This is a genomic window from Metabacillus niabensis (genome assembly GCF_020524345.1).
GTDB lineage: Bacteria > Bacillota > Bacilli > Bacillales > Bacillaceae > Metabacillus > Metabacillus niabensis_B.
Map to the genome: position 1 here is coordinate 232,942 of NZ_JAIVLH010000003.1, position 20,295 is coordinate 253,236.

The 20,295-nt window shown below is 36.8% G+C and carries 15 protein-coding genes, 1 pseudogene and 2 riboswitches; of the genes and pseudogenes, 1 reads left to right on the forward strand and 15 read right to left on the reverse strand.

Annotation, left to right across the window (positions count from 1 at the left end; translation table 11 throughout):
- Positions 1–16 precede the first annotated feature (16 nt).
- From gcvPB to zwf, 10 genes and pseudogenes are all read right to left on the reverse strand, one after another.
- A complete protein-coding gene (gene gcvPB / locus LC095_RS05945) occupies positions 17–1,507 on the reverse strand; it encodes an aminomethyl-transferring glycine dehydrogenase subunit GcvPB (protein ID WP_226527288.1) in 1,491 nt (496 codons plus the stop codon).
- Positions 1,500–2,852: an aminomethyl-transferring glycine dehydrogenase subunit GcvPA gene (gene gcvPA / locus LC095_RS05950; RefSeq protein WP_226527289.1), complete on the reverse strand. Its 1,353-nt coding sequence runs from the start codon at positions 2,850–2,852 to the stop codon at positions 1,500–1,502. The genes gcvPB and gcvPA overlap by 8 nt, the downstream gene beginning before the upstream one ends.
- Before the next feature lies 1 nt (position 2,853).
- The gene (gene gcvH, locus LC095_RS05955) at positions 2,854–3,249 is read right to left on the reverse strand and encodes a glycine cleavage system protein GcvH (RefSeq protein WP_226527290.1); all 396 of its coding nucleotides are present in this window, start codon (positions 3,247–3,249) and stop codon (positions 2,854–2,856) included.
- Between the two features lie 81 nt (positions 3,250–3,330).
- A complete protein-coding gene (gene gcvT / locus LC095_RS05960; protein ID WP_226527291.1) occupies positions 3,331–4,446 on the reverse strand; it encodes a glycine cleavage system aminomethyltransferase GcvT in 1,116 nt (371 codons plus the stop codon).
- Positions 4,447–4,460: 14 nt separating this feature from the next.
- Positions 4,461–5,342 carry an L-serine ammonia-lyase, iron-sulfur-dependent, subunit alpha gene (sdaAA, locus tag LC095_RS05965; protein ID WP_226527292.1) on the reverse strand — a complete coding sequence of 294 codons (882 nt, stop codon included), beginning with the start codon at positions 5,340–5,342 and terminating at the stop codon, positions 4,461–4,463.
- On the reverse strand, positions 5,342–5,854 hold the full coding sequence (locus LC095_RS05970; protein WP_226527293.1) for a serine dehydratase beta chain: 513 nt from the start codon (positions 5,852–5,854) through the stop codon (positions 5,342–5,344). Before LC095_RS05970 ends, sdaAA begins: the two co-directional genes overlap by 1 nt.
- A 14-nt stretch (positions 5,855–5,868) precedes the next feature.
- Positions 5,869–7,118, reverse strand: a pseudogene (gene glyA, locus LC095_RS05975) (serine hydroxymethyltransferase).
- A 243-nt stretch (positions 7,119–7,361) separates the two neighbouring features.
- Positions 7,362–7,463, reverse strand: a riboswitch (glycine riboswitch).
- A 95-nt stretch (positions 7,464–7,558) separates the two neighbouring features.
- The gene (locus tag LC095_RS05980; RefSeq protein WP_226527294.1) at positions 7,559–7,759 is read right to left on the reverse strand and encodes a hypothetical protein; all 201 of its coding nucleotides are present in this window, start codon (positions 7,757–7,759) and stop codon (positions 7,559–7,561) included.
- A 209-nt stretch (positions 7,760–7,968) separates the two neighbouring features.
- On the reverse strand, positions 7,969–8,880 hold the full coding sequence (gnd, locus tag LC095_RS05985; protein ID WP_226527295.1) for a phosphogluconate dehydrogenase (NAD(+)-dependent, decarboxylating): 912 nt from the start codon (positions 8,878–8,880) through the stop codon (positions 7,969–7,971).
- Between the two features lie 77 nt (positions 8,881–8,957).
- Positions 8,958–10,478 carry a glucose-6-phosphate dehydrogenase gene (zwf, locus tag LC095_RS05990; protein WP_413467458.1) on the reverse strand — a complete coding sequence of 507 codons (1,521 nt, stop codon included), beginning with the start codon at positions 10,476–10,478 and terminating at the stop codon, positions 8,958–8,960.
- 543 nt (positions 10,479–11,021) lie between these two features.
- Here zwf and LC095_RS05995 point away from each other — a divergent pair.
- On the forward strand, positions 11,022–12,605 hold the full coding sequence (locus tag LC095_RS05995; protein WP_226527296.1) for a BCCT family transporter: 1,584 nt from the start codon (positions 11,022–11,024) through the stop codon (positions 12,603–12,605).
- Between the two features lie 776 nt (positions 12,606–13,381).
- Positions 13,382–13,486, reverse strand: a riboswitch (glycine riboswitch).
- 31 nt (positions 13,487–13,517) lie between these two features.
- On the opposite strand, the gene LC095_RS06000 is transcribed toward LC095_RS05995, so the two are convergent.
- From LC095_RS06000 to LC095_RS06020, 5 genes are all read right to left on the reverse strand, one after another.
- Positions 13,518–14,537, reverse strand: coding sequence for an NAD(P)/FAD-dependent oxidoreductase (locus LC095_RS06000; protein ID WP_226527297.1), 1,020 nt, complete (start codon positions 14,535–14,537; stop codon positions 13,518–13,520).
- Between the two features lie 131 nt (positions 14,538–14,668).
- Positions 14,669–15,829, reverse strand: a complete 1,161-nt coding sequence (locus tag LC095_RS06005; protein WP_226527298.1) for an aromatic ring-hydroxylating oxygenase subunit alpha — start codon at positions 15,827–15,829, stop codon at positions 14,669–14,671.
- Positions 15,830–15,927: 98 nt separating this feature from the next.
- Entirely contained in the window at positions 15,928–17,082 is a 1,155-nt protein-coding gene (gene solA, locus LC095_RS06010; protein WP_226527299.1) for an N-methyl-L-tryptophan oxidase, read from the reverse strand.
- A 28-nt stretch (positions 17,083–17,110) separates the two neighbouring features.
- Complete coding sequence (locus LC095_RS06015; RefSeq protein WP_226527300.1) at positions 17,111–19,540, reverse strand: GcvT family protein; 2,430 nt, start codon at positions 19,538–19,540, stop codon at positions 17,111–17,113.
- A 370-nt stretch (positions 19,541–19,910) separates the two neighbouring features.
- Positions 19,911–20,276 (reverse strand): winged helix-turn-helix transcriptional regulator, encoded by a 366-nt coding sequence (locus LC095_RS06020; protein ID WP_226527301.1) that lies wholly within the window; start codon positions 20,274–20,276, stop codon positions 19,911–19,913.
- Positions 20,277–20,295: the final 19 nt, after the last annotated feature.

Genomic DNA, 20,295 nt, shown 5'->3' on the forward strand with positions numbered 1-20,295 from the left:
GAAAATAAGATTTTATTTATACAGTGACAGATTCTTTTTCACGTTCTGCTACTTCTTCTTTTGTATAACGTAAAATTGGTTGCCTTGCTGCTTGAACTTCATCCAATCGACCTATAACCGTTGTATGTGGTGCTTCTAGAACAATATTAGGGTTTCCTTCAACTTCTTTCGCAATTTGAATCATCACATCTGCAAAGGCATCCATTGTTTCTTTTGACTCCGTTTCTGTCGGTTCAATCATTAGACACTCTTCCACATTAAGTGGGAAGTAAATTGTTGGCGGGTGGTAACCGAAATCAAGGAGACGTTTAGCAATGTCTAACGTTCTCACGCCAAGTTTTTTCTGTCTCGAGCCGGAAAGGACAAATTCATGTTTACACACTTGTAAATATGGTGCCTCAAAATAAGGCTCTAGCTTTTTACGAAGGTAATTGGCATGGAGTACAGCTCCTTCAGAAACTTGACGAAGCCCTTCGGGACCCATTGTACGAATATACGTGTAGGCACGTACCAAAATGCCAAAATTTCCGTAGTAACCTTTTACACGTCCTATTGATAGTGGTTGATTGGAGTTAAAAACATACTGATCACCATCTTTTTCAATACGCGGTACTGGTAAGTAAGGAATGAGTTTCTTTTTAACACCAACAGGGCCAGCACCAGGTCCTCCACCACCATGAGGGGTAGTAAATGTCTTATGAAGATTTAAATGAACGATATCAAAGCCCATTATACCTGGTGTTGTTTTACCTAAGATCGCATTGGCATTTGCACCATCATAGTAAAGTAATCCTCCTGCTTCATGAACAACTTTAGCAATTTCAACAATCTCTTTTTCGAATAACCCAAGCGTATTTGGATTTGTTAACATCAATGCAGCTGTATCATTGTCAACATGTTTCTTTAATTCATCTAAATCAACTAAACCGTCTTTATTTGAGGGAATTGTAACTGTCTTAAAACCAGCAACGTTAGCACTAGCAGGGTTCGTACCATGTGCTGAATCAGGGACGAGCACCTTCGTTCTCTTTTCCCCTTTATTTTCCAGATAGGCTTTCACCATCATTAATCCGGTCCATTCTCCTTGAGCACCTGCAGAAGGCTGTAATGTTACAGCATCCATTCCTGTGATCACTGCTAATTCTTCTTGTAAATTGTAAAGCAACTGTAACGCACCTTGTACTGTTTCCACAGGCTGATAAGGATGGATTCGACTGAACCCTTCTAACCTTGCAACATCTTCGTTTATTTTCGGATTATATTTCATCGTACAAGAACCAAGTGGGTAAAACCCATTATCAATCCCATGGTTTTTATTTGATAGTGCTGTATAATGACGGACAAGTTGAAGCTCTGATACCTCAGGGAGTTCGGCTGGTGTATCACGGATTAGATGCTTTGGTAGTCTATCTTCTAAATTAATTCGAGCAACATCACTTTCTGGAAGGCTTGCACCGACACGACCAGGTCGACTGATTTCAAAAATCAATTCATTATATTCAACCATAAATAACCGCCTCCAAAACCTTTACAAATTGATCAATCTCTTCTTTTGTTCGCTGCTCTGTAACCGCTATGAGCATCTGGTGTTTAAAGCCATAATCATTTTCTAAATTAAATCCACCAATAATCCCCTGGTCTAGTAGCTTTTGATTCAATTCTTTTAATGAACATGGAAGTTCAACAATAAATTCATTAAAGAATGGTGATTGATTTTTAATCACCAAACCTTTTTCTTGCAAGGATTTTGCCATATAATTGGCCTTTTCAAAATTTAGCTGCGCCATTTGACGAATTCCTTGTTTTCCAAGTGCAGTCATACAGATGGAAGATGCTAGGGCATTTAACGCTTGATTCGAACATATATTTGAGGATGCTTTATCCCGACGAATATGTTGCTCACGTGCCTGAAGTGTTAACACAAACCCACGCTTACCTTGCTCATCTGTTGTTTGTCCTACAATCCGTCCTGGGATTTTCCGCATTAATTTTTTATTGACGGCAAAATAACCACAGTGTGGCCCTCCAAATGACATAGGAATACCCAATGGCTGCATGTCACCGATGACGATGTCTGCTCCAAGCTTTCCAGGTGCTTGTAAAAGAGCTAGTGCGAGCGGATTAGCACTAACGATAAAAAGCGTCCCATTTGATTTAGCAATATCCCTTATTATTGCTAAATCTTCAATTGATCCAAAAAAGTTTGGATATTGAACAATCACAGCTGCTGTATTCTTATCTATTTGTGCTTGTAAATCTTGTAAATCTGTAGTTTCATTGCTAAGATTCACTTCTTGAACAGTGAATTCTGGACCAGCTGCTACAGTTTTTAAAATCGCTCTTGACTCTGGATGGACTGATTTAGATATAAGTACTTTTGACCGTTTTGTAGAAGCAACAGCAAGTGATGCTGCTTCTGTAAGAGAGGTAAACCCGTCATACATAGATGAATTTGCTACATCCATGCCTGTCAATTCACAAACCATTGTTTGGAATTCAAAAATAGCCTGTAATTCACCCTGACTAATTTCTGGCTGATAAGGTGTATAAGCGGTATAAAATTCTGAACGTGAAATCATATGATTAACAACACTTGGAATGTAGTGATCATATGTACCAGCACCTAAAAATGTTGAATAAGCATTTGCATGTTTATTCTTTGAGGCGAGTTGATGCATTTTTTTTATCAGAAGAGGTTCTGGATCTGCCTCTGGAATATTCAAGTCTTCATCTAGCTGAATGTTAGCTGGAATGTCTTGAAACAATTCATCGATAGAATTGACGTTTAAAAATGATAGCATTTCCTCTTGATCTTGTTTCGTATCTGGAAGATATCGATAAGTAGCCGTCACTTTATTCCTCTCCTTCATTAATAAATGATTGGTACTCTTCTTCGTTTAGAAGGGCTTTTAGTTCTTCTGTATTTGATAATTCTACTTCCACTAACCATCCTGCTTCATAAGGATCATTATTTATTGTTTCAGGTTCATCCTCAAGCTCTTCGTTCACCCGAACAACCTTCCCAGATACTGGGGCAAATAATTCAGAAACTGCTTTTACCGACTCGATCGTTCCCATTGTTTCATCTACTGTTACTTCATCACCAAGTTGAGGGCCTTCAATAAATACAATATCTCCAAGCTGTTTTTGTGCATAATCAGAAATGCCAATTCGTACACGGTTTTCACCTAAATCTAATACCCATTCATGTTCCTTGCTATATAGTAAGTTTGCTAGTTTAATTGTCATATTTATCCCTCTTTCTACTTTAATATTTTTCGCTTGATATAAGGGAAGGGAGAATGTCTCTTCCTCATCCCATCTTTGAAATTACATTCCCTTTTTATAGAAGGGCGTTGAGACAACTACAGCATCGACTGCATTATTGCGGATTTGAACTTTTAGTTTTGTTCCTACTTCGGCACAGTTTGCAGATACTAATGCTAAACCTAAACTTTTCTTTAATGTTGGTGAGTAGGTTCCTGACGTAATGAACCCAACATTCTCTTCCCATGGTGTAAATACTTTGTAACCATGTCTTGGAATTCCTTTTCCTGTTATTTCAATTCCGACAATTTTGCTATTAAGCCCGATAGCTTTTTCTTTGGTAAGTGCTGATTTACCAATAAAATCACTTTCCTTGTTTGTTTTGACAGCAAAACCAATTCCTGCTTCAAGTGGGTTGATGTCTTTTGTAAGCTCTTGGCCATATAGAGCAAGACACGCTTCAAAGCGAAGCGTATCACGTGCACCAAGCCCACATGGCTTTAGTAATCCATCTTCTTCTCCTATTTTCAACAATTTCTCCCACAGATCTTTTGCTTTGTCCGATGCTAAATAAAGTTCAAAGCCATCTTCTCCTGTGTACCCTGTACGGGATACGAGAACTTCTGTTATACCATCTAGATTAACGCCCTGTTCAAATCGGAAGAAACCAATGGTTGATAAATCTATTTCTGTTAACTTTTGCAAAATGCTTTCTGACTTTGGACCTTGAATGGCAAGCTGAGCTACATCACCTGAAATATTTGTAATGTTTACCTCTCCAGTAGCATGCTTTTCCATCCAATTTACATCTTTCTCAATGTTTGATGCGTTAATAACAAGTAGAAACTTTTCATTTTTTAACTTATAAACAAGTAAGTCATCGACGGTCCCACCGTCTGGATAACACATCGCAGTATATTGCGCCTGATTGATATGAAGCTTTGTAATATCATTTGTGACTAGAGTGTTTATAAAACTTTCTGCATCCTTCCCTTCAATAAGCACCTCTCCCATGTGAGAAACATCAAAAAGTCCTGCTTTTGTTCGAACAGCCTGATGCTCTTCCAAAATACCTGAAAACTGGACCGGTAATGCCCATCCTCCAAAATCAATCACCTTTGCACCATAATTTTTATATATGTCAAATAGCGGTGTTCTTTTCAATAATGTTGTTTTCATGATTACACCTCCACTTACATTTTCTTACGAAATAATCTGTCTTTTACTTGTTTTCCTGTTTCTGTTGTTGCCAACCCGCCAAGTGCAGTTTCTCTTAAGGTTCGTGGCATTTCTTTTCCTATCCTATACATGGCCTCAATAACCTCATCACAGGGGATCCGGCTTTCTATGCCAGCAAGAGATAAGTCTGCCGCTGAAAAGGCGATCGATGTTCCAATGACATTTCGTTTAATACAAGGTACTTCAACAAGTCCTGCAACAGGATCACATACTAAGCCTAGTAGTGATTTCAAGGCAAGGGCTGTCGCATTTACGGCTTGTTCTGGAGTACCACCTTTCATCTCGACGATTGTTCCGGCAGCCATGGCTGTTGCAGATCCTACTTCTGCTTGACAGCCCCCAGCTGCTCCTGAAATAAAGGAGCGATTTGCAATGACGTAACCTAGCATGCTTGACGTAAACAAACCCATAACTAGCTCTTTATTAGAATAGTGATCATTTTTCTTCAGTGAAAACAATACACCAGGTAAGATTCCAGCTGCTCCAGCAGTCGGAGTAGCAACAATTACTCCCATTCGCGCATTGCTTTCAGATGTTGCTAATGAATAAGTCATTGCATCGCCAATATAGTTTCCTGAAAGTGATTTACCCTGTGTCGTATACTCAAACATTTTCACGGCATCACCGCCGGAAATACCACTTGGTGCAGCTGAGCGATCTTTTATACCGTTGTCAACGGCTTCCTTCATTTTTATTAATCGCTCTTCCATCATTCCAATAATGGTTTCTTCCTTTTTTCCGGAATTTTTCGCTTCCAACATCAACATCAATTCACCAATGTTTTTTTGTTCACTATCACAAGCTACAATCAACTCTTTCATGGACTGAATGTTCATTAAGTTATCCCCACGTATACTTTCCTTCTTAGTTGAAACTCATTGACAAGAGCTGATAAGTCATCATCTGTGCTTAGTCGAATATCGACCATCTCTTCGTCGATCATAAAGATTTTAGATAAACCGCCCCCAAGGGATACACCGCCAACCTTTACAAGGCTATCACCACGCTTCGCTATCACGACCGTTGTATTTGGATGGGAAAAATAGACGCAGTGTTCTTCAAATTCCAACTCGTACTTTACCCCATACTTTTCTGCTAATTCTAATGATTGTTTAATACGCAAATCATCTGTTCTTAGCCCAAGCAAGCCACCAATCAATGCTTTATCCGTTCCATGACCTTGATATGTTTCAGCAAAGGAATCATAAAAAATAATCTTAGCCACTTCTGGACATCCACCTACCAACTCATGAACAAACTTCCCGATTGATACCACTCCTGCAGTATGAGAGCTTGATGGGCCTACCATAATTGGACCAATAATGTCAAAACAACTTTGAAATTCCATAATTTTCTCCTCCCTTAAACATGAATTGGTTGTTGAAATAATGGATACGTACCACAAATGACTTTCGTTGTTTCACTAGCTTTTATAAGGACAGTTTTTTCCCCTTTACTTTTTAAAACTTCAGCAATCAATATACCGATATTAACCATCTCTTCCCTTTGCATTCCACGAGTTGTTAGTGCAGCAGTCCCCATACGGATGCCGCTAGTAACAAACGGGCTCTCTGGATCGTATGGAATCGTGTTTTTATTAGCTGTAACACCTGCTTCTTCCAATAATTTTTCAACTTCTTTACCGGTTAAGCCCCATGGGCGAACATCTAATAGGACAATATGGTTATCTGTACCTTCAGAAACAAGTGTTGCTCCTTCATTTTTTAATGTTTCACTTAGAATCTTTGCATTATTAATTACTTGCCTGGCATAAGTGTTAAAGCTGGGCTGAAGCGCTTCATTAAAGGCAACTGCTTTAGCTGCAATGATGTGCATTAGTGGTCCGCCCTGAATACCTGGGAAAACAGCCTTATTCACAGCTTTTATGATCTCTTCATCATTTGTTAAAATAATCCCGCCGCGCGGTCCTCTCAAGGTTTTGTGTGTCGTGCTTGTTACGACATCTGCATATGGAATTGGTGATGGATGAAGACCCGCAGCAACAAGTCCTGCAATATGAGCCATGTCGACCATGAATTTTGCCCCAACCTGATCAGCAATGCTTTTAAAACGTTTAAAGTCAATCGTTCTTGGATAAGCACTTGCCCCTGCAATAATTAATTTTGGTTTCTCTTTTTTCGCAATAGTTTCGACTTCATCATAATCAATCAAGTGAGTATCTTCTCTTACACCGTAGGACACAATGTCAAACCATTTACCCGATATCTGACAGGACTTCCATGTGTTAAGTGACCACCATGGGAAAGATCCATTCCCATCACTTTATCTCCTGGCGTTAGCAATGCATAAAAAACAGCTAGATTTGCTTGTGCACCCGAGTGCGGCTGAACATTCGCATACTTTGCCCCAAATAATTTTGTTAGACGCTCAATCGCTACTTTCTCGGCTACATCAACAAACTCGCATCCGCCATAATAGCGCTTCTCTGGATAACCTTCTGCATACTTATTTGTCATGATGCTTCTCATTGCTTCTAAGACATCTTCACTAACAAAGTTTTCTGATGCAATTAACTCTAATGTTTGATGCTGACGGCGCTTCTCGTTCTCAATCGCTTCAAAAATGGTAGAATCATTTTTTTGCAAACCCATATTTTTTTCCTCCTTGAAGATAGATCAGTTTTCTTTAAAAGTCAGCTACTAATCTTCTTTTCTAAAAAAACTGTTTAACATAGGATGCTTCACTACCTTTTTTGTACACAAAAAAGGACAGAAAAGGGTAGCGTAGCGTTATCTCCCCTTCTCTGTCCTTTTACCTGAGAGTTTGAACTCTAAAAGATTCTTAGAGTCTTCCCCTTTGGTGGCGTCATACAGTAAACGCGCTCTCCAGAGTTGCGTCCAGTTGTAGTTCCTTCTACCTGAGAGATTTGTCCCAAGGGTATTTTTGGAACTTGCTCCTTCGGTGGCGTGTTTCTTGCACTCTCCCACAACTGTCATCCGCTCTTATTTACTTATTATAAAATCAGAATAATTAGATAATAATTAAAAGTCAATATCTATTTTATATGCGTTCTTCAAAGGTATTTTCTGTTTTAAAGCACAACGATTAATTGAAAATATGGAAATGAAATATCATGTTCTGTTTTAGCAGTTGTGACTAATTGGCTAATGGTATCGCCTACTACACTTAAAAATTTAAACCCATGGCCGGAGAAACCTTCAGCAATCGCTACATTTGAGAACTCAAGAAGTAGGTCGATAACGAAATGCTCGTCAGGTGTTTTTGTATACATACAGACGGCTCCACTTTTTATGGAAAGCATTGAATGTTTCCTTGGCTTACCTTCCCCTTAATCATAATAAATAATTAAATATTAATTTATGGTTTAATATTAATATACGGTTTCTTTTCAATCATGTATAACGTTTAAAAATGATACTAGCTATCACTATTTAAAATATATAGTTACTTACTCAATTCCTATATCCCGCTAATTGCCCCTTAAACTCTCATTGATTCTCTAATATTTTCTACAGCATGCCCACCAAATTCCGAACGGAGAGCAGCTACTACTTTTCCAGTAAAGGTGTCTTCTTCAAGTGAACGATAGCGCATTAGTAAAGATAATGCGATGATAGGTGTCGCCGTTTGGAGGTCGAGAGCAGTTTCAACTGTCCATTTCCCTTCTCCTGAAGAATTCATAATACCTTTAATATTTTCTAATTTGGAATCTTTTGAAAAAGCACGTTCCGTTAGCTCCATAAGCCATGAACGAATAACTGAACCATGATTCCACACTTTTGCTACTTTCTCATAATCATAATTGAATTCACTTTTTTCTAAGACTTCAAACCCTTCTCCAATGGCTGCCATCATTCCATATTCAATCCCATTATGAACCATTTTTAAAAAGTGTCCACTACCTGCTTCCCCGGCATACAAATAACCATCTTTTACTGCTGTATCTCGGAAGATAGCTTTAACATATTCCCAAGAATCCTTATCACCACCAACCATATAACAAGCTCCATTTCGTGCTCCTTCCATCCCTCCGGAAGTCCCAACGTCCATGTAGCTAATTCCGTATTCTCTTAGTTGCTTATATCGTAGAATAGTTTTTTTATAATGGGAATTTCCTGCATCAATCACAATATCACCATTGTCTAGTAATGGGATAAGTTCATTTATGATCGAATCAACAACTGTATGAGGGACCATTAACCATAGAACCCTTGGCTGTGGTAATAAATTCACTAATTCAGTTAAATTCGGCGCACCTCTAACTCCATATTTTTCCATCCCCTTAACAACCTGTTGATCTAAATCAAAGGCTTTTACTTTATAATGATGATCTATTAAATTTTTTGATAAGTGTATTCCCATCTTACCTAATCCAATTAAGCCAATCTCCATCCAGATGCTCCTCTCTATACTATGCACTAATTCATCAATCATTTCCTTGCTATTTGGTGTTTTTAGTTATGAAACTATTAAATCCATTCAAACCCATCTGCCTCTAATAAAGAATCTGCGGCATCTGGTCCCATTGAACCTGAGTCATAATGATGAAGTGGGACAAGGTTCTCTTTAAATGCCTCTAAAACCGGCTGTACCCATTTCCATGTTGATTCTACTTCATTCCAATGAACATAAAATCTCGAATCACCCCTTAAGGCATCAAATAATAGAAGCTCATATGCTTCAGGTTGATTCTCTGATTTAGAAGAAAAATCAATATTTATTGGTTCGGTTGTATTTGTTAACGGGTTTTTCATATTTATTTTTAAGCTAACCTTTTCCTCTGGATTAATTGTAATAACCACATGAAGAGGAACAATCATTTTCTCTTTAAAGATATCTAAACTCTTTAATTCTTCTTTGAACTTAATCACAATTTTTGTTGATTTTTCTTTCATTCTTTTACCAGTTCGAATATAAAAAGGGACCCCAGTCCATGTACAATTATCAATCCATAAACGCGCTGCAATAAAAGTATCATTATGTGAATTACTGCTAACTCCTAGCTCTTCCCTGTAACCAGCGACCTTACTATTAAGAATTTCTCCTGGGCCATATTGAGCACGAATAACATTGTTTTCGATTTCGAATTTTTGAAGAGGTCTTAGCGATTGAATAATAGTTCTCTTTTCATTCATGATTACATCTTCATCAACTTTATTTGGGAGATTCATAGCTGTCATCATTAAAAGTTGCATTAAATGATTTTGAAACATATCACGTATTGCTCCCGCTTGATCATAGTATCCTGCACGTTCCTCTACTCCTACTGTTTCACTAGCAGTAATTTGAACATTTGCAACATATTTGCTATTCCAAAGTTCTCGAAATAAAGAATTTGCAAAGTCATAAGATTCCAAGTTTTGAACCATCGGCTTTCCAAGATAATGATCAATCCGATAAATCTCTTCTTCGTTGAATTCATGAGATAATTTATTATTTAACTCTTGCGCTGTTTGTAAATCATGACCAAAAGGTTTTTCAATAATAAGGCGTCTCCATCCCTTTGTAGAACCTAATCCACTTTTATTAAGGTTTCTTGCAATATCTTGAACATATTCAGGTGAAACAGATAAATAAAATAATCGATTCTCCGGAATTCCGAAATGCTCCTCACGAGTTTTTACAGTATCTAGTAGTATGGTATACCCTTCACATTCAGTTACATCTAGACCTTGATATGAGAAGTAGCTAAGAAATTTAGTTAATTTCATTTCGTCAATATTAGATGCTCTAGAATACTCATTGAGTGAATCTTTCACATGCATTTTGAATGAATCATCAGATAGTTTCTTTCTTCCTACACCAATAATGGAAATACAATGAGGTAAACGATTAACTAAAAAAAGTTGATATAATGCAGGAAAAATCTTTCTTTTAGCTAAATCCCCTGTTGCTCCAAACAATATAAAACTTACAGGCTCCAATCTTAACTTTTTATTAGAGTTACATCCTTTAATGTTATAATCCTGTGAAATCATTACCTCATTCATTTAATCTCCTCCTCTTTGGTAAACATTAACTCCTTCACTCGATAATTAGAGTATAAAATCTGGAATTCAAAATGATAAGTACGCACTTTATTATCATCTAGTATGAAAAAGTATACTTGTTATATTTTTATCGTTCCTGATATGACTAAATCTGTTCCAAAACATCAGCATAATTGCTCGACACACTTATTTAAATTTACTATCTCTTTCTCATTGTTATTTAGTAAGATGAAACTATTTTCCACTAAAATACCTGGTTACATTTTCTACCAACTCTATTGTGCAAAACATCTAATCTAAGATAAAAATGTAATTAAATATTCCATCTCAAAATACAAGGGAGTTGACACTATGCTGATCGTCGATTCATTTTTTTACTTTATTTAGCTATTATGTTGCCTCAATGAATAATCACATTCTAAATAAAGTCTTGACTTAAAGTACAAGTACTCTATTCGCCTCAATGACCCACTAATGCACCGACTTATTCCGTACCCAAAAAGGAAAGTTGTTGAAATATATAAACGAAAAGGAGAGATATGAATGAAAACCAGGCATTTATACTTAAACAGCTTATTTTTTATTTCGATCTTACTAACTTGTATATTTATTATTTGGGGAATCTTTTTCACTGAAAATATGAACAAAATTACATTAGTATTATTTGATAGAACTGTTTCAAATTTAGGATGGATTTATGTTGTTGGAGCATTTTTCTTTGTCATATTTTCCTTTTACTTAATGTTTTCAAAGTATGGTAAAATCCGACTCGGAAAGGAAACAGATAGACCTGAATTTTCAACTGGTTCCTGGCTTGCAATGTTATTTGGCGCAGGTACAGGAATAGGAATTGTTTATTATGGAGTTGCCGAGCCTGTGCTACATTACACCTCCCCACCTGTTGGAGAAGGCTTTAGTTCAGCTGCAGCTGAAGCCGCTATGGAATATTCATTTTTTCATTGGGGGTTACAACCTTGGGGAATATACGCTGTAATAGGGCTAGCCTTTGCGTTCTTTCAATTTAAAAAAGGACTTCCTGCTTCCGTTAGTTCTGCCTTCTATCCCCTTCTAAAAGAGAAAATTCACGGACCAATTGGGAAGATAATTGATATTCTTGCTATTATTGCAACTGTATTTGGAATTGCAACGTCGTTAGGCTTAGGAACTATGCAAATCACAGCTGGTCTAAATCACTTATTCAGTGTTCCGGATACATTATCCGTTCAGCTAACTGTTATTGGAGTCGCAACGATCCTTTATATGATATCAATAAGTACTGGAATAGGTCGTGGGATTAAGATTCTATCAAATACTGCCTTACTTTTATCTATCGCAATCATGGGTATTATTATCGTTGTAGGGCCTACTACCTCTATATTTAATACTTTGATAGATTCAACAGGTGGTTATATTAGTAATTGGCTTAATATGAGTTTAGGATTAGAGCCATTCGGAGACGCATCGTGGTTACATGGTTGGACGCTCTTTTACTGGGCATGGTGGATAGCATGGGCTCCTTTTGTCGGCTTATTTATTGCTAGAATCTCTAAGGGGAGAACGATTCGTGCATTTATTTTTGGGGTATTAATTGTTCCAACTCTCGGAACATTTTTATGGTTTTCTGTCTTTGGAGGATCAGCATTACATATTATTCACAACTTAGGAAACACAGAACTAGCCACAGCGATCACTTCCAATCTTTCATTATCTATTTTTAACTTCTTTGAGTATTTACCATTTCCTTTACTTTTAAGTATATTAGGTTTTTCAGTTATAGCAATATATTATATTACAGTAGCTGATACAGCTACCTATGTTCTGGGGATGCTCTCAGAGAGAGGGAGATTAACACCATCTATTAGCGTTAAAGTGACATGGGGATTTATTCAAGCACTGGTTGCTTCAGTCTTACTAATAGCAGGTGGATTAGAGGTCCTACAACGTTTTTCTATTGTAGTTGCATTCCCATTCGCGATTATCATGTTTCTAATGTGTTGGTCCTTGTTTATAGAATTAAAAAAAGAAGTTAATATGAATACAAATAAGTATACCTTGATAAAAGATCAAACGGAGGAATATGTAAGGCCTATATCGAATTCAGAAACTAAAACAGGAACTAATTCTTAGTAGAGTCATATATGTTTATTAAATCCCTTGATGTTAGTGGAATTGAATCATTTATACTCTCACAATATGGATATGCTTTCTAAACATGGAAGAATTCTTTTAATAACTCTTTTAATAAAACTCTTTCCCTTGGACTCGTCAAGACGTTTCCAAGTTTTTTTTGAATTCCTACTTTTTAATGATATTGCCTTCATCTACCTATTTTTCCAGATCTAAAGAATCATTTTTCTTTTCTCCTCAGGAAGTCAATGCCATTCCCCCTCATTATGTTCTGGTTAGCTAATCATTGACTTAAGGTTGCTGACTTTTTCCTTTACTGATAAGACCTAACAACAAACCAACAAGGAATAGGTGTTGTACTACTCCTTGTTGGTAAAGCTGCGTATTTTATTACATTGGTCTCATCTCTATTTTTTAAAACACAAGTGTCACTATTTTATATAAAGATAGTGGTAATAAGCCTAATGCAATAACAAATAACAATAGGTGTGTAAATTGCAAGGTTCCTTGGTGCAGCCCCTGGATAAAAAGAAAAATCCAGAGAATACTTAAGCATATTTGTAAGGCAATTTCGATAATTATTTAATCCACCACCTTAATGTTTGCTTTATTTTAGGAGATTAGTTGAGATTAATATTGATTTTTTTCAAACTGCACCCAATTCTCTAATATTGAAACAGTCTTATTTTGTTTCTTATCCATCTCAACATTTGAACAACATTATTAAGCTGTCTGGGACTATAATCAAAGAAAAAGAACAGAGAGGGGTGCTATGTTATCCCTTCTCTGTCCTTTTACCTGAGAGATTTGTTTCAAGTATATTGAAACTTGCTCACTCGGTGGCAATGTATAAATCTACAACACTCTCCTATAAAATATTTCTGATCAAAAAGGTAAAGACTACCATTTAAACTAATGCGTAACAGCAACACTCTTTTTTTCAAATTTCATTGAAGAACTATGCCCTGGTTGAATTTTTGCTTTTGGGTCAATATATGCTTTAGCATTATTTACTGCAGTAGGTGCTTCTCCGAAGCCGCTAGCAATAAGATTCACCTTTCCATCATAGGTACATATATCACCTGCTGCATAGATCCCTTCAATGTTTGTTTCCATTCTAGAATTAACAATGATCGAGGTTTTTTCTATTTCAAGGCCCCACTCTTTAATTGGTCCAAGAGAAGAAACAAAACCAAAATTTATAATTAGTTCATCAATAGAAATGGTTTCTGTGCCTATTCCCTTTACTGCTTCTAGGACAACTTCATTAATCTTATCTTCACCAATTAACCGAGTTGGGACATATGGAGTTAAAACTTCAACTTTTGACTTCTTTAGTAATTCAACACTATGTTCATGTGCACGAAATTTATCACGTCGATGAGTCAAATATACTTTCTCAGCAATTGGTTCCAGCATGAGCGCCCAGTCAACTGCTGAATCTCCGCCACCAGCTACCATAACACGTTTCCCAGCAAAATTATTAATATCCCCTACAAAATAATGTAGATTCGTGGTCTCATATTTTTTAGCTTCTTCAAGTTCAAGTTTACGAGGTTGAAATGCTCCATTTCCTGCTGTAATAATAATTGCTTTTGTATAGTGAATATCATCATTTGTCGTTATTTTAAACGTACCGTCCATGTCCTTTTCAACAGATTCTACTTTCTGTTCAAGGGCAATCGTTGGTTCAAATTTTGCCATTTGTTCCTTTAAGTTATTTACCAAATCCTGTGCAAGAATTTTTGGGAATCCTGCTACATCATATATATATTTATCAGGGTATAATGCACTAAGCTGCCCTCCCAGTTGTGGTAGGCTCTCTATTATTTTCACACTACATTGGCGCATTCCTCCATAAAAGGCAGTAAATAAACCGACCGGACCTCCTCCAATAATAGTGATATCAAATACCTCTTTATTTTGAGACATACCATTCTCTCCTTTTAAACTTTAAACATATAGTGTAATAAAAGATAAGGACGTCACCATTACATCGACGCCCTTATATTGCGAAGATTCAGAATTTAACCTGTGACATAATACCCGAAAAGTTATAGCTTTTAATTTGCAATCTGATTTGATGATAATCCAATTGATTCTAAAACATACTCATAAAAGCGAGAAACATGATGCTCAACCGGCACCAAAAACCCTCCATTTTGGTAGGCTTTTGACCCCATATTTTCTTGACACCATTGACACGCTTCGAAGTCTTGTTCATTTACCCGATGAAATAATTCAACAGCATCTGTAGCATCAAAATCTGTTTTAGCCATTTCATCTGGATCAAATAACCAATCACAAATAACAATGGATCTTTCCGCACTGATTGGTATAATGCGATGTATGATAACATGATCAGGTGTTAAATTCATAAATATATGTGGATTTATAGTCATTCCGTAATATAAACGATCATCCTCAGGTAATAACCCTTTTAACATTGGTCGATTTCCTTTTCCACTAATTGAGAATGCCTCAATATTTTCACTAAAACTTGCTCCTGAACCTGTTTCGTTCTGTGTACCAACTCCAGTACGGAATTGAGGGAAAGCTGAAGTTAGTTCTGGATGAATAGCTGAGCAATGATAGCATTCTTGAAAGTTTTCTACTATGATTTTCCAGTTTGCTTTCACATCATACTCTTTTCGATGGGCAACTCTTAAGTTTGGAATTTGGTACCTAGCTAATGTTTCAAGCTCGCCAAAACGCTCAATAATTTGTGGATTTAATTGTTGTTCAAGAGGTAGTGGATTTTCTGATAAATTTAACCAAATCAATCCATGCCATGTTTGAACATTCACTTTCTCTAAACCATAGTTTTCATTATTAACTAGCTCTTCTCGGCATTCACTTGAATTTGGAACCCCAGCTAATCTACCATCAAGTCCATAGCTCCATGAATGGTAAGGGCAACGAATAATACCAGTTTTCCCTGAAGAAGTACTACAAAGTGTAGCACCGCGATGACGACATACGTTCAAGAAACCACGAAGCACATGATCTTTACCTCTAATAATTAATATATTTTCACCTTCAACCTTTATTGTGATATATTGACCAGGTTCAGCTACGTCATATTCATAGCCCACAAAAAGCCAGTGTTTTGCAAAGATATGTTTTCTTTCTAATTCAAAAATCACAGGGGATGTATACAATTCTCCTCTTAATGTAGATTTAATTTTTCCACTGCCATTTACAATATTTTCTTCTATTATCATTTTTTCTTTACTCCCTTCAAATATCTTAAATATGATAAATGATTAAATAAACAATGCAATTAAATAACTACTGACTTTTATGGTTAACCCCTAGATAATTATTGTTGATAAGCAAAACGTTTTGGACTGAATAAATCAATCGGATGATTTGTTTTTCCATCGATCACTAAGTCAGCTAAAATTTCCCCTACGACACTAGCAAACTTAAATCCATGCCCAGAAAAACCTGCAGCAATTGCCACTTGTGGATGTTCTGGGTGTTCAGATATAACAAAATGTTCATCTGGCGTGTTTGTATACATGCAGGTTTTACCTTGTAAAAATCGACCGTTCAACTGCGGAAGAACTTGTGCTATATACTCTCTCATCATTTCCACTTCCTCGTCGTATACGTTGCGATCAATCGTTTCTGGCATACATGGCTTCCCTTTACGGAAAAAAGCAATTTTTGCTCCTTCCGCTCCTATTCCAGTGGAAGGAAAACCATATAATTGAACACCATCTTCTGCTTCCCATATATAAATAGGCTGTTTTCCAACCTTGAATGGTTCAATTCCATTCTTTGGCTCAAAAAACATTTGAATATGACGCTCTACTTGTAAGGATATTCCTAAATCGTTTAATAACTTTGGTGCCCAAGCTCCTGCTGAAATAACTATTTTTCCAGCTTCATATGTCCCACTATTTGTTACTACACGTACACCTTCACCGGAAGGATTCGCTTCCCAAGACTGAACAGACTCAAAAAACTTAAGATCTGCACCGTATTTTTCCGCTTGTAATAAATGAGTATATACACTCTTTTCCGGTCTAACAAATCCAGCCAGTTCTTCATACAAACCAATCGTATTAGAGGCAGGATTAAAAACTGGGAACCGTCTTCTTATGCTCTCTGCATCAAGTATCTCATAGGCCAAATCCCACTGAATGGCGCTCTTGATACTACCGGAGACTGTTAAACTTTCTGGAGAACCAAACATTAGACCGCCTGTTATCGTTAAAATTTCTTCTCCACTTTCTCTTTCAATCTCATCCCACAATTCATATGCTCTTAGTAGTAAGGGAACATAAGCAGGATCCTCAAAATAGGATTGTCTTATGATTCTTGAACCGCCGTGGCTAGAACCTAGGTCATGTGCAGGACCAAATTGTTCAAGGCCAAGTACTTTCTGTCCTCTCTTTGCTAATTGATATGCAGTCGTACTCCCCATAGCACCTAATCCAATGACGATAACATCATAATGCTTTGACATATTCAATCCCCCTGGTTCTTGTACTTTATTATTTAGAACTAACAAGTGATTTGCTTATTACTATAGCTTCATATCGTTTATCGAAATACTCTATACTGAATTCAATATTCTGATGTAAAGCTTCAGGTTTTACTAATGCATAGACGATTCCACTTCCGGTGATGTAACCATAACCAGCACTTGTAATAAATCCAACTACCTTATCTCCATTCAAAATAGGTTCATACCCCATCACAACTACAGAAGGGTCTTTAATCGTTAACTTTACTAATGCAACTTTTGGCCCCTGTTCCTTACGATTCACTAATGCCCCTTTCCCAATGAAGGATGGTTTTGTCAAATCAACCATATGATCTAAGCCAACTTCATAAGGATCATGCTCACTCCAGAAGTCTTTACCACTTCTAACTGAAAGTGAATCAATTCGAAGACTCTCAAGTGCACGAGCACCTCCAGCAATAATATGATATGGGTTTCCTGCATCCATTAATAAATCCCATAATTGTATACCTTGATCAAAGGTTGTGAATAGCTCCCACCCTTCTATTCCATCATAAATATCGTAAACCGCTGTAACTGGGACATTACCAACATATACTTCTTTAACATTTTTCAATTGCCAGTTTGCTAGATTAAAGTTCATGTGATCAAGAGAGTTCATAATCTCATTTGCTTTAAGACCTATTAATCGAAGACCACATATACTAGCTGTATGGTCATTTATACTAATTGTGCTAGAGAATGGAATGTGCTTTTCTATCCAACTAGCTTCAACTGGACCTGAACAAAGAATAAAAAACTTGTTTTCTTTTAAACGGATAATCTTTATTTCATCCTTAATCCCAGCTTTTTCGTTTAACATAATCGTATTTGTAACTTCCCCAATAGGGATATCAACATCACTTGTCGTTAAGTTCTGAAGGAAATCAAGTGCACCAGCACCACTAATTTCTATCCTTTTTTTTGCTGCAGTGACATCAAATAGACCAGCATATTGGCTGACATGAAGTTGTTCTGCTTCAATAATCGGTGACCAGTACCTGGCTTCCCATCCTTTTCTCATTAACATTGCATCCTCATAATTTGTAACGAGCGGAGCATTTCCTTCATACCACTGAGGCTGTTCCCACCCTGATGTTTCACTAAAATAGGCACCAAGTGTTTGTTGTCGTCCATAATAAGGACTGAAACGGATATTACGCGAAGTGTCAGCAGGCTCATAAGGGTGATGAATATCATATACTTTTTCGTAATTTTCAAGAGAACGTTTTTTATAGAATGCTGGGCTTTGAGCATATGTGTCAAAACGATTAATATCACACAGCTCCAAATCAAGTGTTGGTGCACCGTTCACAATCCATTCAGCCATCTGTTTGCCAACTCCTGCTGAATGGGTTACCCATATAGATTCCGCGACCCAAAAACCTCGAATCTTTTTTGATTCTCCTAATAGTGGCATCCCATCAGGTGTAAAGGAAAAGATTCCATTGATCCCTTTTTTCCATCCTGTTTTCTCTAAGCCAGGAATGATTTCAACTGCATCCAGCCACGGTTTTTCAAAATCCTTTGGAGTAAATGGTTTAACCGATGGCATTTCTTTCGTCTCACCATATTTTGAAATTTCACTTACCTCAACTGGTAATACCCGATGCTGATATGAACCAATGCCAATTCCATTAAAAACCTGACGAAAATACATAGACTTATCTTGATCCCTAATGAGTGGAGCTGTAACCTCTTCTACTTCATTTGCTAGTTCTACTAAATCATTTGAGAATACATATTGATGAGCAATTGGCTGAAGCGGAATGGTCACTCCGACCATTTCTCCTATTCGAGGTCCCCAAAATCCTGCACAGCATATGACAAGATCCGCTGCAAAGCTGCCAATACTAGTTTCAACTGTTTTCACTTCATCATTAACAACATGAATACCTGTAACTTCTGTATGTCCAAAAAACTGTGCTCCGCAAGATTTAGCAAAGCTAGCCATCTTATCAACAGCTCGCAGTGGTTTAGCAATCCCATCAGATGGCACATATAAGCCACCATAAATAATAGCATCGTTTATCAAAGCACATTTCTCGACACATTCCTCAGGAGAAAGGATACATGCCTCTATTCCCCAAGATTTTGCTATCCCTGATTTTCTCTTTAACTCTTCAAATCTCTCAGGTGTTTGTGCAACCTCAATACTCCCAACTGAATAGAATGATGAAGCTTCGTCTATACTTAGTTCCTTAAAAGCTTCCACTGTTTGTGATGCTAATTTTGTTAACACCTTAGATGAACTGAGCTGAAATACAAGTCCTGGAGCATGTGACGTTGATCCACCTGTTTCAAATAAAGGACCTTGTTCAATAACTGTAATATTTTTTTGACCCTGTTTGCTTAAATAATAGGCAGTGCTACAGCCAACCACTCCAGCTCCAATAATGACAATCCTTTTTTGATCCATATGCTTTAATCCCTCTCTTCCTTTCCAGTAAGTTAATACAGTCCCTTATCTCTCAAATCTTTCACTAACCACAGAAACAAGAAACAGGTTAAAAGAATACTAAATGGTTTAATGAAAAATTCTCAAAATATTTCACAACCTCCTAACTTCCACTTTTGTGTTTCTGTTGATCTATTTTTACTCCAATTTTCATAACTTACACAATCCAATTGTAAGAATATGTAACATTCTTTTTTTAAAAAAATCTTTTAGGATTATTTTCTTCCTACTAAACGAAATAAACCCTCCATATTTAAAAATTGATTGACTAAGTGACAATTAAAAAAAGTAATAAAAAAAGAGAGTACGATAGTCCGTACCCTCTTTTTTGCTATTGCATTTTATCTTCTAGAAACTTTGTATGCTGTAAATATCTTTGTCGATAGCTTTTTCCCCATTCATACATCGATTCTAGTATCGGCATTAGTGTGTAACCCTGTTCAGTGAGCGAGTATTCCACCTTTGGGGGTACAACTGGATACACTTCACGATGGACAATTAGATCCTCCTCTAATTCTCTTAACTGGTTAACGAGCATTCTTTGAGTTATATCAGGAATTAAAGACCTTAGTTGATTAAATCGGAGAGTTCCCTGTTTTCCCAAATGCCACATAATCAACATCTTCCATTTACCACCGATCACATTTAACGTTAATTCTTTTTCGCAATTAAATATTTTCTCGTCAAACCGGCTCAATTTGGATCCTCCTTTTAAT